The 14,829-nt window shown below is 38.4% G+C and carries 17 protein-coding genes and 1 pseudogene; 7 read left to right on the top strand and 11 right to left on the bottom strand.

All coding sequences use genetic code 11. The features are described 5' to 3' along the window. Window positions 1-20 precede the first annotated feature (20 nt). Entirely contained in the window at window positions 21-473 is a 453-nt protein-coding gene (locus ACH6EI_RS08775) for a MarR family winged helix-turn-helix transcriptional regulator (protein WP_013057798.1), read from the bottom strand. 158 nt (window positions 474-631) lie between these two features. On the opposite strand from ACH6EI_RS08775, the gene ACH6EI_RS08770 reads away from it, so the two are divergent. After that, window positions 632-1,381 carry a MerR family transcriptional regulator gene (locus ACH6EI_RS08770; RefSeq protein ID WP_028414404.1) on the top strand — a complete coding sequence of 250 codons (750 nt, stop codon included), beginning with the start codon at window positions 632-634 and terminating at the stop codon, window positions 1,379-1,381. A gap of 128 nt (window positions 1,382-1,509) precedes the next feature. On the opposite strand, the gene ACH6EI_RS08765 is transcribed toward ACH6EI_RS08770, so the two are convergent. The 4 genes from ACH6EI_RS08765 to ACH6EI_RS08750 all read right to left on the bottom strand — a co-directional run bounded on the left by ACH6EI_RS08765 (window position 1,510) and on the right by ACH6EI_RS08750 (window position 3,050). After that, window positions 1,510-2,043: a GNAT family N-acetyltransferase gene (locus tag ACH6EI_RS08765; RefSeq protein ID WP_033580571.1), complete on the bottom strand. Its 534-nt coding sequence runs from the start codon at window positions 2,041-2,043 to the stop codon at window positions 1,510-1,512. Between the two features lie 44 nt (window positions 2,044-2,087). Next, the gene (locus ACH6EI_RS08760; protein WP_028414406.1) at window positions 2,088-2,459 is read right to left on the bottom strand and encodes a hypothetical protein; all 372 of its coding nucleotides are present in this window, start codon (window positions 2,457-2,459) and stop codon (window positions 2,088-2,090) included. A 42-nt stretch (window positions 2,460-2,501) separates the two neighbouring features. Further along, the gene (locus tag ACH6EI_RS08755) at window positions 2,502-2,693 is read right to left on the bottom strand and encodes a hypothetical protein (RefSeq protein WP_099000336.1); all 192 of its coding nucleotides are present in this window, start codon (window positions 2,691-2,693) and stop codon (window positions 2,502-2,504) included. An 84-nt stretch (window positions 2,694-2,777) separates the two neighbouring features. Then, on the bottom strand, window positions 2,778-3,050 hold the full coding sequence (locus tag ACH6EI_RS08750) for a hypothetical protein (RefSeq protein WP_028414407.1): 273 nt from the start codon (window positions 3,048-3,050) through the stop codon (window positions 2,778-2,780). 222 nt (window positions 3,051-3,272) lie between these two features. Here ACH6EI_RS08750 and ACH6EI_RS08745 point away from each other — a divergent pair, with 222 nt between their 5' ends. Both ACH6EI_RS08745 and ACH6EI_RS08740 read left to right on the top strand, forming a co-directional pair. After that, complete coding sequence (locus tag ACH6EI_RS08745) at window positions 3,273-3,506, top strand: hypothetical protein (RefSeq protein ID WP_028414408.1); 234 nt, start codon at window positions 3,273-3,275, stop codon at window positions 3,504-3,506. Between the two features lie 15 nt (window positions 3,507-3,521). Next, window positions 3,522-4,631 (top strand): GerAB/ArcD/ProY family transporter, encoded by a 1,110-nt coding sequence (locus ACH6EI_RS08740; protein WP_028414409.1) that lies wholly within the window; start codon window positions 3,522-3,524, stop codon window positions 4,629-4,631. 149 nt (window positions 4,632-4,780) lie between these two features. Here ACH6EI_RS08740 and ACH6EI_RS08735 read toward each other — a convergent pair whose 3' ends face one another. Then, the gene (locus ACH6EI_RS08735; RefSeq protein ID WP_047750514.1) at window positions 4,781-5,497 is read right to left on the bottom strand and encodes a CPBP family intramembrane glutamic endopeptidase; all 717 of its coding nucleotides are present in this window, start codon (window positions 5,495-5,497) and stop codon (window positions 4,781-4,783) included. Between the two features lie 219 nt (window positions 5,498-5,716). On the opposite strand from ACH6EI_RS08735, the gene ACH6EI_RS08730 reads away from it, so the two are divergent. Both ACH6EI_RS08730 and ACH6EI_RS08725 read left to right on the top strand, forming a co-directional pair. Then, window positions 5,717-6,904, top strand: a complete 1,188-nt coding sequence (locus tag ACH6EI_RS08730; protein WP_099000337.1) for a macrolide family glycosyltransferase — start codon at window positions 5,717-5,719, stop codon at window positions 6,902-6,904. Between the two features lie 326 nt (window positions 6,905-7,230). Then, window positions 7,231-7,509, top strand: coding sequence for an RNA polymerase sigma factor (locus tag ACH6EI_RS08725; RefSeq protein WP_028414412.1), 279 nt, complete (start codon window positions 7,231-7,233; stop codon window positions 7,507-7,509). Window positions 7,510-7,530: 21 nt separating this feature from the next. Here the strand turns inward: ACH6EI_RS08725 and ACH6EI_RS08720 are convergent, their stop codons facing one another. Further along, window positions 7,531-7,848, bottom strand: coding sequence for a hypothetical protein (locus ACH6EI_RS08720; protein ID WP_028414413.1), 318 nt, complete (start codon window positions 7,846-7,848; stop codon window positions 7,531-7,533). A 206-nt stretch (window positions 7,849-8,054) separates the two neighbouring features. Between ACH6EI_RS08720 and ACH6EI_RS08715 the strand changes: the two genes are divergently transcribed. Together ACH6EI_RS08715 and ACH6EI_RS08710 are read left to right on the top strand one after the other, a co-directional pair. After that, window positions 8,055-8,174, top strand: a complete 120-nt coding sequence (locus tag ACH6EI_RS08715) for a DUF4023 domain-containing protein (protein WP_080754499.1) — start codon at window positions 8,055-8,057, stop codon at window positions 8,172-8,174. A 173-nt stretch (window positions 8,175-8,347) separates the two neighbouring features. Next, window positions 8,348-9,388 (top strand): annotated as a pseudogene (locus ACH6EI_RS08710) (alkene reductase); the annotation flags it as partial. Between the two features lie 135 nt (window positions 9,389-9,523). Here the strand turns inward: ACH6EI_RS08710 and ACH6EI_RS08705 are convergent. The 4 genes from ACH6EI_RS08705 to ACH6EI_RS08690 all read right to left on the bottom strand — a co-directional run bounded on the left by ACH6EI_RS08705 (window position 9,524) and on the right by ACH6EI_RS08690 (window position 14,711). Then, window positions 9,524-10,246: a GDSL-type esterase/lipase family protein gene (locus ACH6EI_RS08705; RefSeq protein ID WP_099331126.1), complete on the bottom strand. Its 723-nt coding sequence runs from the start codon at window positions 10,244-10,246 to the stop codon at window positions 9,524-9,526. 245 nt (window positions 10,247-10,491) lie between these two features. Then, window positions 10,492-13,530, bottom strand: coding sequence for an efflux RND transporter permease subunit (locus tag ACH6EI_RS08700; protein WP_028414416.1), 3,039 nt, complete (start codon window positions 13,528-13,530; stop codon window positions 10,492-10,494). A gap of 122 nt (window positions 13,531-13,652) precedes the next feature. Continuing rightward, the gene (locus ACH6EI_RS08695; protein WP_028414417.1) at window positions 13,653-14,102 is read right to left on the bottom strand and encodes a DUF6188 family protein; all 450 of its coding nucleotides are present in this window, start codon (window positions 14,100-14,102) and stop codon (window positions 13,653-13,655) included. 33 nt (window positions 14,103-14,135) lie between these two features. Then, window positions 14,136-14,711 carry a TetR/AcrR family transcriptional regulator gene (locus ACH6EI_RS08690; protein ID WP_028414418.1) on the bottom strand — a complete coding sequence of 192 codons (576 nt, stop codon included), beginning with the start codon at window positions 14,709-14,711 and terminating at the stop codon, window positions 14,136-14,138. Window positions 14,712-14,829 lie beyond the last annotated feature (118 nt).

Below are 14,829 nucleotides of genomic sequence, written 5' to 3'. Positions count from 1 at the left end.
TGTGTCTCTCCTCTTTTTTGTTACTGCTGCTTATCTTTATAAGAAGCAGCTGATGTTGCAAGCTTTTTCGTAATAGAAGCCATCATGGAAAGCTCTTCTTCTGTTAGATGCAAAAGGTAGCGGTCCATAATGGCTTTTCGACCATTTAGCACGTCTTCAAGTTTGCGATGCCCAAACTCCGTTAAGGTAATGTCAACAACTCTTCTGTCTTCTTTATTGTGTTCTCTTACAACAAAATTGTGCTGTTCAAGACGATCCACTAAAAGAGTCACGGCGCTCGGTTTTACATCCATTAGCTCTGCAATTTGAGAAACCTTACTGCTCCCTACTTTCTTTAAATAAGAAAGAACAAATAATTGCGTAGGAGTCATCTCATGCTCATTAAGGCTCTCCATCATTTCGGGCTGCATTTTTTCAAATAGCACTTGAAGCGATGAACGAATCTCCCCAAGATACTGATTGCTTTTTGTCACATCTATTCCTCCAGGCTTGCTTATTTATTTCATGTTATAAATAGTTAATGCTAATTAACTATAAATGCATATAAACTAAAAGTCAATTATTTCTTTTTTAGTGTTGACCCTTACGCTGCGTTATATTTTATAGTAGATTTCAGAAGGGAGATGAAAGAATGAACAGAAAAGTAAAAGAAGTGGCTGACTTAGTAGGAATCAGCGTCCGCACGCTGCATCACTATGATGAAATCGGGCTATTAAAACCTGATGCTGTCAGTGAATCCGGCTACCGGCTTTATTCACCGGCTAATCTTGATATGCTTCAGCAAATATTATTTTTTAAAGAACTTGGCTTCCCTTTAAAACAAATTCAGGAGATTATAACAGACCCAACATTTAATCGCACAGAAGCGTTGATACTGCAAAAAAACATGCTGATTGAAAAACGCAGTCGGCTCGATCAAATGATTGCAACCATTAATAAAACGATTCAATATGAAAAAGGAGCGATTGAAATGAACGAAAAAGAGCGGTTTAAAGGGCTGGATTTTTCGCATAACCCATACGAAGAAGAAGCCCGGAAGCGCTGGGGAAATCAGCGCGTAGATGAAGCGAATGAAAAAGTACAAAGCTTTTCACATGAAGAACAGCAGCGCATGTCAAACGAATGGGAAAGTATCTACACTCACTTAGCTTCTCTGCGTGATCTGTCACCATCCTCTACAGAAGCTCAAAAAGCCATTGACCAATGGTATCAATTTTTAAATAAGAACTTTGGAACGTATTCGTTAGAAGCCTTTAAAGGTCTTGGAGAGATGTATGTACAAGATGAGCGGTTTACAGCCAACATCGATCGCTACGGAAAAGGATTAGCGAAATTCATGAACGAGGCGATGAGTACATTTGCTGATGCTAAAAAACAATAAATCAAAAGAGATTGAGATATAACTACATCCATTATATGAAGCCTACGTTCATCACCACAATGGAAAAATCCGAACGATTCATCGTTCGGATTTGCATTCACTTAACATACTTTTGTCTCAGCCTCTTTTTATAAGTGAAGACCCATAAGCATTGTATTATAGTAGACGCCATTTATATAGGTGTCTTTTTCTTTTAATCCTTCTGTTTGAAACCCTAGCTGTTTGTATAAAGAAATAGCTCTTTGATTATCTTCTCGCGTTACAAGTTCGATTTTTTTTGTTTGTTTATTCATACGTGCCCATTCAATCAGCTCAATCATTAGCTGTCTTCCTAGCCCTAGCCCGCTATAAGCATTCTCTACCACGATACCAAGGGTACCCACATGCTTATTACGCGGGTTTTGAGACGAGGTGATGGATGCAATACTAATGATTTCTTCTTCTTTTTCAGTCACGACTATAAGAGAGTTTTGCTCTTGTTTTACAGAAGCTAAAAACACTTCATACTCTGAAACTGGTCTAAGAAACTCCCCTTCTCCAAATGAAAGAAAATCACTTTCTCCTCCCACTCGATTGTAAAAAGCAATCATTTTCTCTGCGTCTTTTGATTCTGCTTCTCGAATGGTGACGCCTATACCATTCTTTAATGTACGTAAACTCATATATCTATCTTCCTTTTAGTTATTCTTGTTTGCCTATATGGGTTTTAGCGCTGTTTTTCTCTCCACTGACCTAACCACATGCGATTCCCTAAAGCCGTAAAATCATTTTCGTCGGCGTAGCGTTCAATGACGGAAAGCGCGTTGTCCTCAAGCATTGGTGAATAGCTCATAATTTCTAAAATATGATGTGCAGCCCATAGGTCAATTCGATAAGTAGGATTCGTCAGCAGTGTTGAAAATTCAAAGAGCATGCCTGGATAGTATAAATGAATGAGCTGCGCAATTTTTTTCATATCTTCTGCAGCTCGGTTTCCTTTTTTTACAGATTGTTTATCTCGATAATCGATTTCATAATGAATTTTTGCGCTTTTTTGATAAAGATCAACTAGCGTTTCGTACGTACGATGTTTCTGCATTTCTCATCTTCCTTTGCTTCTAGATTTCCTCGTTTGAAGATGCTATAGTTCATTTTTAGGTTTCATATATTCAACTAAATGCAGCAAAAATATGATGCTTCCGCCAATGCACATCACAAAACTTAACGTAGCAGGATACTGAATAAAGAAACCGACAACACCAAAAATCAGCATAGCAAGCGCTCCTATCATCATAAACAGATGATAAGCCGGTGTATTTTCTTCATTATTCATACATAACTCCTTTTCACTATTTTTTAAGTTATTAAAAAGATATGACACTTCTTTTGGACTATGATCTTTTATTTTGCTGCCGCTTTATTTCTTTAGCTTAGCACGAAGTAACGTGAGAAGGCCTCCTCCAAACATCACGCCACCCACAATTTGATACAGGTGTATGTAGCTTTTTACCGTTTCAACATACAGATCTGTGTCTACATTCCCTTTACTTTCTAGCCATTTTTGGCCCATTGCCTGACCCGTTGCAACGCTTTTTAACAAAACGACCAGGCCTCCGAGCATGACAACGGCGGCGATCATAAGCTGTACCTTTTCTTTGTCATCTAGCATTTTTTTGAATTCGTCTGCCATCTATCTCTCTCCCACCCTTACCTTGTTATGTATCTACTTGTTTGTAATCATGCTGTTTTTTCTCTATTATAACGCTCAACTTGGTCATTATAACACGGTTTTGCACTGCCTTTAGTCTTACTTTTCATAAATGAAGCCATTTTGGGTGATACTATTTTTGAAACACAGGCGTCTTTAACATCCCTTCATTATTTTTGAAGGGTTACTAATTGAGGTTGATACATGCTTATATTTTTAGGGATTTTTTTACTTTGTGCAGCTGTTTGTTTAGTAGAAATACCTTATTTAAAAAAAGTGAACAGTCAAAGAGAAAAGCGAATTTTTTGGAGTTTGTTCACAGTAAGTATTTTAATTGTTAGTTTAAAATATGGCGGTGTGGAAATCCCTAACCCTGGAGACGGCATTGCTTTTTTATTAAAACCTTTTAGTGATTTTTTGTTCAGTCTGTTGAAGTAAAAGGAAGTGAACAACGTGCATAGTCAGATAAAATTATCCGCAGCACAGTTTCGAATACTCGTGATTTTTTATAGTTTAGGCGACACTATTTTAGTCGTACCTGGAAGCTTAACGGCTGATTCTAAACAAGAGGCATGGATTCCAGCCATTTTAGGCGTAGGTGTAGGCGTTTTTCTTGTATGGATGTATATCAAACTTTCTAGCCTTTATCCGAATAAAACCCTTGTAGAACTAAACGAAGCCATTTTAGGCAAGTGGCTAGGAAAGTTTGTCTCTCTTTTATTTGTCGCTTCTACTCTTCTTTTTTGCAGTCAAGTTTTGTTTTACGTGGGCTCATTTCTAACAACTCGCATTATTATTCAAACGCCTATGCTTGCTGTTCATATTTTGTTTATGGGAATTGTGATTGTCGGCGTTCGTCTTGGCATTGAAACGATTGCCCGCTGTGCTGAAATTCTCTTTCCTTGGTTTGTTATTCCGTTTTTAATCTTAGTTTTTTCGATCTTCCCTCAAATTCATTATGAGAATTTACAGCCTTTGTTAGAGGTAGGCGTTAAGCCTATTATTAGATCTATTCTGGTCTTTACAAGTATTACGTCTCTCACTTTTATTGTATTGCTGACCGTTTTCCCTGCTCACGTAGGGGAACCTGATCAGCGGAACCGCGCTTTTTTTACAGGAAGCTTAATCGGCGGAGGCATTATGATTATTATTTTATTACTTGGCATTCTTGTACTTGGAAATACGTATACACGTATCGCTTTATATCCAAGCTATGAGCTTGCAAGGCGTATCGAAGTTGCCGATTTTCTGAAAAATATTGAAGTAATCATGGCCATTATGTGGTTTTTATCTCTTTATTTCAAAACGTCTCTCTACTATTATGCGACCGTTTCCGGACTCGCTCAAATTCTTGAATTAAAAAACTACCGAATTTTAACTCTTCCGCTAGGCATTATTGCCGTTACATTTTCACTTATCGTGTATCCAAGCATTCCCTATGAACAAACGTGGGACAGAGATACGTGGATTCCATACAGTCTGTTATTTGGACTATTTTACCCTCTTGGATTATTAATAGTTGGGAAAATTCGCGTAAAGCATTCGGCGTCTTTATCGAAATAAAAAGAAATTGAGACATAACGAAATCCATCCAATCAACAGCTAGAAGGAAGCTACATGCATGAAACTTAGATTCATCCTATCAATAAAAAAATCCGAACGATGAATTGTTCGGATTTTCCCTCAACGAAACTACTTTGTTTTACCCTCTTTTAAAAGAACACGGTTATACTCACTAATCCATTCCACAGCATATGTAAAATCATAGATGGGAAAATAGATTTTGTTCGATAATAAATAATGGCGAAAACAAGTCCCATGACGGTAGCTGTAATCGGAAAGCCAATATGTAAAAGACCGAATACAAGAGCGGAAACGAAAATGCCCACAAGCACGTGATGGCGTTTGGTTAAGAAACCACATAAAACACCTCTATAAAGCAGCTCTTCTTTAATAGGCGTGATAACTGCTACACTTATAAAAAATATCCAGCTTGAAAGCAGCGTTTGATTAAAACTGCCTTGATTTAAATCTTTTTGCTGCTGATCTGCGCTTTCTACGTTTAAAAATGAAAGCATCACGTACTGCACCGCGGCTACAATTAAAAAGCCTACCACAATATATACATACGTTTTCCCTTCTTTTAATACCGAGACGTTCCACATAGGTTTTAAAAATCTGCGCACAGGTCTATAAAGCACCGCAACCCCTAGAAAAAATGCCGCGTCTACAAGCAGAGCATATGGGCCTTCTAATAAAATTCCTGTCATATTTGAACCCATAACTTCATCGTAAATAGCTACTCCAATTCCGGCTATGATTTGCAGTCCAAAGCCCAACACGATAAATAGAAGCAATGTGAAGTAAGTAAACTCTTTTTTCTTTTTAGGCTTTAAAACCGGTTCTGAATTTGTTGATAACGTACTCAAAATAGCAACCTCCAAAAATGATTCTTTCTCTCTAGTGCTCTCAAAATTCTATCATAAACTCAGTTTAATTATGTTATTTTTTAGGAAAAAAGTTATATTTTTTCACATTTTATACACAAAGACAGGGCTTCAAAAAATAAATGCGCTAACCAAATTAGTTGTCAACTTTCTTATATTTGATTACGCTTGAAGAAATCTTACCGAAAGTGAAGTGAAAAAATGGCAAACATTTTAATGATCAACTTTCCCGCTGAAGGTCACGTAAACCCAACGCTTGGAATGGTAAAAGCTTTTTCAGACCGAGGTGATACAGTTCATTACATTACGGCCGAGCGTTTTAAAGAGCGCCTTGAAAACGCCGGGGCTATCGTACACATTCACCCAGACTTATTAAGCGGTGTATCCATCAAGCCTGAAACTCCTCAAGGAATCAACGCTTTTTTAAACATCCACATCCAAACGTCTTTAGATACGCTGAAGCTTGTTCATATATTATCAAAAAAAATTGAATTTGATTTTGTGTTTTACGACAAGTTTGGAGCAGGCGAATTAGTGCGTGATTATTTGCGGATTCCTGGCATTGTATCATCTGCTTCTTTTTTAATGCCGAAAGACCGCTTAGCAATGATGCCTCTTCATCCTGATTCAGACGTTCCATTTCAGCCGGATGAACAAGCTCAGTACGGGCTCAGCCTGCTTAAAAATCAGTTTGGCATAGAGCCTAAAAATCTGCTTCAATTTATGAACAATGAAGGCGAATTAACGGTCGTGTACACAAGCCGCTTTTTCCAGCCGCTTCATGAACATTTTGATGACTCGTGTTTATTTATTGGGCCAAGCTTTCCAAAGCGTCACCGCTCTCATGATTTTCCGTTAGAAAAGCTGAAAGACGAAAAAGTTCTTTATATTTCAATGGGAACGGTACTTCATGACGTAGAAGGCTTTTTCAACCTTTGCATCGACGCATTTAGCGATTTTGATGGAAAAGTTGTGATTGCAGCAGGAGATCGGGCCGATTTTAAAAGAATTAGAAAAGCGCCAGAGCATTTTATTATTTTGCCCTATGTTCCTCAGCTTGACGTGTTAAAAGAAGCGGACGTTTTTATCACGCACGGAGGCATGAACAGCGTAAACGAAGCTATTCATTTTAACGTACCGTTAGTCGTTTTACCTCATGGCAAAGATCAGCCGATCGTTGCTCAAAGGCTCGTGGAACTAAACGCTGGTTATCGCTTAGCAAAAGAAACGGTAAATGCCTCTCTTTTAAGAAGTGCCGTTGACGAAGTTGTCCGCGACGATTCCTATAAAAAAGGAATTAAAGAAATCAACGCAAGTTTCCAGCAGGCATCTGGCCCTGCCGCTGCAGCCGAACAAATTGTCAATTACGTAGTGAAGCAACATTCATAAAGAAAAGGTGCACTGATGTGCACCTTTTCTTTATAAAAACAGCCATGTACAAACTGTATATATGCCGATGATTAGTAAACTGACGACTGTAAGGAAAATCAATGCACATCCAGCTACAATAAGTTTATCAGCTCATTTGGATACGTAACGAGCAAAGCGTGCAGGTTGTCTCTCACTTCCCCAAGTTCTCTTCTTTGATATCTCGTTGAGTATTTTGCCTTGTTTTTTTGATACTACATAGCTCATAAGCCTCTCCTTTTTAGGTGTTTATGCTCATTTTAACAAGGGTACAATGAACTATAATTGATTTTCGAAGGGGCTCGTTTATGAACAATGATCTTTTACTCATTCAAGAGATAAAAAACCGAAAGAAAGAAGCACTTCATCAGCTTTACAATCGATATGAAACGCTTTTGTATCGTCTTGTCTATTCAGCAGTAAAAGATCCACATGCTTGCGAAAGCATCTTAACAGAGCTATTCAAAGAAATTTGGCATTCCCCTGATCTTTTGGTCAAAGAACGTACTCTTTCTCTTTCCTTGTGCAAGCAGTGTGTAAAAAATATAAAAAAGCACAGCCAGAACTCAGAGAAGATTTCGTCGTAAATCATTTTTTTGCTGTACATACTATGAATACAAATCCATATGACTGAAATAATCGAAAATATGATGTAAATCTGTAATCTTTATGCTATGAGTGCTGTAAGCAACGATTATTTCAGCCAGCATAAGAACAAATAAAATGGCCAATAGCACCTTAACAAGCGGAAATTGTCGGAACTGAGGAGAAAAAAGCAGCTTACTGACTGTATACAAAAACAGCAGGATAAAGTAAATCATCATGGCATTGGTCGCCTGAAGGGGCACATTCCAGACAAATATGTACACGCTGAATGTCAAAATTAAAATAAACGACATTTCTTTCCCGCTAAAAAAATCACTCATTGCGTAACACCTTTTCTTGTTCATGAATGAATAAGAAATTATAAACTCACGAAACATTAACGTTATTTTTACAACAGTATACACGATTTTCCTGTTAATTTCTATATACCGGTGTATATATGGAGCTGCTTTTAGCGGATTGGCGTCATGTTTTTGAATGCAATGGGTTATAGTAACAGGGAAAGCTCATAAAGGAGGTATGGATAATGGAAAACACAAATCAATTTGTTCAAAAGCTGAACGACAATCAAGAAAAGCAGCGTAAAAATAAGCAGGGTCAAGCTACTGGCCACCCAGAGAAAAAACTTCCTAACAAACAGCATTAATATTGTAAAAGCTGGCTGTCAAAACAGCCGGCTTTTTTTGTGATCATTTTTCGGAAGTCGAAATGTTTGAAGATAAAACAAATCCCCTGTTACAATAAACTGAACCCGCTGCAAAAACGTTCGCAGCTATACTTTCCTCTTAAGGAGCTGAATATAAAATGAGTAAATTTGAAAAATTATTCCAACCAACAAACATTGAAGCATTTGATCTACACACTCGTACAGCAATGGCACCGATGACAAGATGCTTTGCTGATCCAGAGACAGGCGTAGTCGGTCAGGACGTTGTAGACTACTACCGTCGCCGCGCAAAGGATGGTATTGGCTTAATTATTAGTGAAGGAATTGTTATCAGCGAACGCGCAAAAGGAAATCCTGGCGTTCCGGGTATCTATACACAGGAACAAATTGATTCATGGAAGCCTGTAACAGAAGCTGTTCATGAAGAAGGCGGCACGATTATTGCTCAAATTTGGCACGTTGGCCGCTTGAGTCATCCTGAGTTAATCAATGGACATAAACCTCAGGCACCTTCTGCTATTGCAGCACAAGGTCAAGTGCCTCGTTTCCGCAAGCCCTACGAAGAGCCTGAAGAAATGTCAAAAGAAGATATTAAAGAAGTTGTAGGACAGTACGCTCAAACAGCTAAAAATGCCATTGAAGCAGGTTTTGACGGCGTTGAAATTCACGGTGCTCACGGATATTTAATCGATCAGTTTAATTCAGACTGGTCTAACAAACGCACGGATGAATACGGAGGCGACCTTGCACAGCGATTAACGTTTATGAAAGAAGTGATTTCTGCTGTTATTGACGCCATTGGAAAAGAGCGCGTTGTGATTCGCTTCTCTCCTCATAAGCTTGATAAACCAGACTACCGCTGGGATGATACTGAAAAAGCCATTCAAACGTATACAGAAGCATTTAAAGAAACAGGAATTGAGATTATTCACCCGTCTATGCTTGATTTTTACGAAGATGTCCAAAATGGCCAAAACCTTTATGAAATTACGCGTAAGTACTGGGACGGACCGATTATCGGTGTAGGTGATTTAACGCCTGAATCAGCTGAAAAAGCGCTTCAAGCCGGCTGGATTGACGTAGCTGCTATTGGCCGCCCGCTTATTTCAAATCCTGATTATTTACAGCGTATTAAAAACGATGATGCTCTTGTCGAATACGATGCTAAAAAACATTTACCAGAGCTTATCTAAAAAAAGCTGAAACAAAAATATTTTAGCTCAAATGAAAAACGAACCACTGATCAGCATGTTTAATCAGTGGTTCGTTTTTTTGTTATGGTGAATGTAGTTTCATCTGTTTCGTTACGCTACGTCTCAACCTCTTTTTTATTCATTAACGTATGACTGAACTTCTTGTTTCCAAACAGCATAGCCTTGGCCTTTTAAATGAAGACCATCCACCGTGAAACTACTTTTTAACTGATTGTTTTTGGATACTTTCGAATACAGGTCAATGTAATAATCATTATGTTTCTTAGCGAGACGCTCTACATAGTTGTTTAATGCGATAACATCTTTATTGTCCACTGCGTCGCCGCATTTTTTATTGTTCACAGGCAGTACACTTTGAATATAGACTTTTGTATCCGGTGATTCTTTATGAATACGCTCAAGAATTTCAGCGTAATTGGCTTTGGTTTTTTTTACAGATTTTTGCTCATTTAAATCGTTAATGCCAATCATTAAGAAAATCTTTTTTGGTTTAGCATCTGTAATGCTTTTTAAACGATGCAATACCCCTTCAGTTGTATCATCGGCTACGCCTCGATTGACAATCTGCTTATTATGAAAAAGTTCGCTCCACTCAGAGCGCTGGGTAATGCTATCACCGAGAAATACGATGGACTCTTTAGGAATACTTAATTGCTTGAACAAAGTAGTCCGTTCAATGTAATAAGGATTGTCTCTATAGCTTTGCTTAGACAAACCCTTAGATGACAGCGGATTTTTCATCGCGCTGCTGCTTGTTGCATAAAAAACAAAAACACCTATGAAAAGGACATTTAAAATAATGGAACTGATAAATACAACTTTCTTTGTTGAACTCACGAAAACGACACTCCTGTACTTTGTATGGTTTTTAGATAACTCTACGATGATATAGTAAAGCTTCCTGTTAACACTCTTTCCCTCCATACAAGACATTTAATCATTTTTTGTAAATAATGATTTTACATAAAAAAGAAGCGGCGCTCGAAAGCGCCGCTTCTTTTTCTATAATATAAGGGGTTAAAACGTACTTTTATTATAACATATAGTCTATGGTCATATTTTCCTCTATTAGAAAATAGTTCTTATGTCGTTTCTTTTTCCAGCTGTTTTTCTCTTTTTACTTGTCTTGCGAAGAAGAGTTCGTATACAACTGGAATAATAATTAAAGTAAGAAGAGTAGATGACGTAAGTCCTCCAATTACCGTGATGGCTAAGCCTTTTGAAATCAGCGTTCCGCTTGACGTAGTAAGCGCCAGCGGGATTAAAGCAGCAATGGTAGCAAACGCCGTCATTAAAATTGGACGCAATCGCGTTTTCCCAGCTTCAATAAGGGCTTCGCGGATTGTCATGCCTTTTTGTTCACGATTTTGGGTAATTCGATCTACAAGCACAATCGCGTTTGTTGTAACGATTCCAATCAGCATTAAGAATCCAATCATGACGCTGACAGACAGCGGTTCTTTTGCAATGACAAGACCAACTAACGAACCGATTGGCACAAAAATGAGTGACGATAAAATGATAAATGGAATACGCGCTTTTCCAAACGTAACGAGCATTGTTAAATACACAAGGCCGATTGCTGTTAAAATGGCTAGACCTAGAGATTGGAAGACTTCTACTGTCTCGTCGCTTCCGCCTCCTCCGTCCAAGCTCACATCTTTCGGCAAGTCTAGCTTTTTCACTCCATCTACAACATCTTTGGTCACAGCTTGAACATCATCGCCTTTGATGTCTGCTTCTACTCGCGCAAATACTTTACCGTCGAGCTTTTGAATAGAAGTGAACGTATCAATTGTACGAACGTCAGCGATATCTTTTACTAACACAGGCCCTCTCTCTGTAAACACTTGCAGGTCTTTAATTTCTTTTACTGAGGCAAGGTCTTTATCGTACGAAAGCTGAACCGCTCGTTTTGTATTATCCAATTTTAAGTCTCCAACCGATACCGGTTTGGTTTGATCAGAGATTGTACCGAGCAGCTGAAATCCAGATACCCCGTACTCTGCGGCTTTATCAGGATCTACTTCTACTACAAGCTGCTTTTGCTTATCTGAGAAGTTATTTGTTACATATTTAAGACGTTTGTCTTTGTTTAAGTGGTTTTCCACTTGCTTAGCTGCCTTTTGCAAGTCATCTAAATTAGAAGAATATAAATCAACCGTCACGTTATTATTTGTAGGCGGCCCTCCTGTTGATGCTTCTTGCACATTAACTGTTGCTTTCGGTGATTCTTCTTTCGTGATGCTTTCCATTTTCTTTTGAACTTTATCAATAAACGTATCGACATTCACGCCTTCTTTTACATTCAAGAAATAGCCAACTTGGTTCGGACGTTTTACACCTGTTGAAAAGTCACGTGATCCAACTTCCGTTGTCACGTCTGAAATTTCGTTTTGGTCCGCAAACATCTTTTCAATTTTTAAGGATACATCGTTTGTTTTTTCAAGGGACGTAGATGCCGGTAATTGAACGTTGGCTTGAAGCATTTTTTGTTCTTCATTTGGAATAAACGTAAAGCCAAGTGAAGGAACAAGCGCAAATGATCCAAACAGTAAAATAAAGGATAAAATCAAAATTTTGATTTTATGATTAAGCGACCATGCAATCGCTTTTGCATACCCGCGCTGCAGCTTTCCTTCTTTTTCTTCAGGCGGTACTTTTTTAAATGCAAACTTTGCGAGAATCGGCACGATTGTAATCGCCACAAGAAGAGATGCTAACAGTGAAAAAACAACTGTTAAGGCAAACGGCAAGAAGAACTCTCCTGTAATTCCTCCTACAAAGCCGATTGGCAAGAATACGACAACCGTTGTAATCGTAGACGAGGTAATCGCTTTTAAAATCTCTTTTGTGGACGATTCGACAAGCTCGTTGCTCATGCCTTCTTCTGAACGGCGAACGCGTCTGAAAATGTTCTCAATCACAACAATACTGTCATCTACTACGCGCCCAACGGCTACAGCCATTCCACCTAGTGTCATAATATTAAGCGAAATATCAAGCTGGTTTAAGAAAATAGCTGATACTAACAGCGATAATGGAATCGATATAATCGCAATGATTGTCGCACGGAAGTTACGCAAGAAAATCAGCACGGCGAGTGACGCAAATAATGCCCCGAGCAATCCTTCGCGTACTAATGTTTCAACAGACTTTTCAATGCCGTCAGCTGAGTCAAAGCCAATTGCGTAGTCTAACTGATCGTCATATTTTTTCAAAATCTTCATCGTTTCGTTGGCCACTTCAACCGTATTAGCGTCTTGCTTTTTTGTGATGGCCATCGACAGCGCATCTTTGCCGTCATAGCGTGTATATTCGCCTTGTTCTGTTACGGCTTCGACTTTGGCAATATCGCCAAGTTTCACAGGCTGTGCTTCAGGGTTCATCGTGGATTTCAGCTGGATTTTCTTTAATGCATCGATCGTGGCAACTTTTTCTTCTACTCGCACTGGAATTTGAAGCTCTTTTCCGTTTAATGTTCCTGCTGGGAAGGAAACGGCTTTTTGATTAATTTGTTCTTTCATCCCATCAAGCGTTAAACCAGCTTGAGCTGCTTTTTCTTTATCGACCGTAATTTGTAAAAGGTCCTCTTTCACACCGCCAACTGAGACGGAGTTAATACCTTGAATTTTATTCAATTCAGGAATCACTTCATCGTTTAATACTTTTTCAAGATTTGCATCATCTTTTGCAAACAGTGAAATGTTGAAAATAGGGAAGGAACCAAATGAAAAACGGTTTACGTCTACATTTGATGACTCTGGCAAATCTAATTCTTTTATCGACGAGTTAATTTGTTGTTCAACTTTATCTAAATCCGTATTAAACGGGAATTCTAAATTAATAATACCGACGTTTTCATATGATACGCTTTGTACGCTTTTAACGCCTTCAATTCCTTTTACTTGGTCTTCGATTTTCGACGTGACACTTTCATTTACGTCATCAGGAGAAGCCCCAGGATACGTTGCTTCAATGGACAGCTGCGGAAATTCGATATTCGGCAGTAAATCAATTTTTAGTTTTGAAAATGAATATAGCCCCGCTAAAATAAGTAAAAATGAAACGATAAACACAGCTACCGCATTTTTTAAACTAAATCTCGTCAAAAAATTCATCTTTTTCCTCCGTTACGTAACTAAGTTATTTGAGAAGCCTTCATCCTTTAATAGCTGCAGACCCGTTTTATTTTTTTAAACAATTTTAGAGTACCCATGGGTCAGTTTTTCGTAAAAAAAACTCACCTCCTTTCATGTGCTGATGAACTGTCTATACAAACTGAAATTTGATGGTCGCACGCTCCCCCTGGAAGCGAGATAAAGGAAAAGCCGTCTTGACCATATAAATCCCAGCCTTCAAAAAACGAGCTGTCATGAAACATATCTAGCGCATACCCGTTAGAAAACGCAATTCGAAGTATACCGATATCTTCATACCACTGTATAGAGAGAATGCGCTGGCCAAGCAGCAGCGCTTCGACTTGCTGACGCTGCTCAGCGGAATGTAGCGATTTCCAGTCTGCTTGACCAAGCAAGATGCTGCGTTTGTTTTTTAGTCTCCATGGACATTCTGCCACAAGTCCGCCTTTACTAAATCCAAGAGAAAACGGCAGGGTGTTGTCTGTGTTTACCTTGGTAACGGTTTGTTCTTGAAAATATGAAAAATTAATTACTGTGCTGCTGTTATTCATCATATCCCTCCATTATCAACCAGTACCGACGAGTCATTTTTGGGTCTCAAAATAGCAACCTTCAATGTATAAGTTCACAATGAACTCCGCATAGTTCATGATATCTTCTTCTGTTATATCATCATCGGAAACGATATCCATCCTATACCCATTTAACATGCTGCAAAACGCTTTTGAGTGTAAAAAAGCGTTTTTTATTTTTTGCTCTTCAATCAATTTAGCAACAAGCCCGTGATAATCCTCAAAAAATTGATGAAGACGACCCATCATTTCTGGCATTTGGTGAGGGGCTTGCCAAAAAGAGTCCGGATATTTTTTAGTTTCGTAAAAAAAGAGCAGGTGATGTTTCGCAACTGAATAGAGCTTTTCGTGAAACGTTTGGCATTTATCTGTTCTTCGCTTTGCATGATACAAAAACTCATCAAACGAACGATTATTAACAGCGATATAAAGCGACTCTTTAGACGAAAAGTACAAGTAAAGCGTTCCTTTAGATACACCCGCTAGTTTAGCAATATCAATCATTTTTGCTTCATAGTAACCTTTGGATCCGAACACTTCAAAAGCAGCATCTAAAATTTTCTCCCGCTGCTGTTTTCGGTTTGTCATGATAAAAATCCTCTCATACGTTTTCGATACTATACATATAAAATAATTAAAATAACTTGTCAACACGTAGTGTGCTTCTTTATACATTGCATCACAAGAGTATGTCAGTTTTTTAAAC

Origin of the sequence: Priestia sp. JSM ZJ58 (assembly GCF_044383985.1) — a bacterium.
In the GTDB taxonomy this organism is placed as follows: Bacteria; Bacillota; Bacilli; order Bacillales; family Bacillaceae_H; genus Priestia; species Priestia zanthoxyli.
This window is presented reverse-complemented; position numbering and strand designations above follow the sequence as displayed.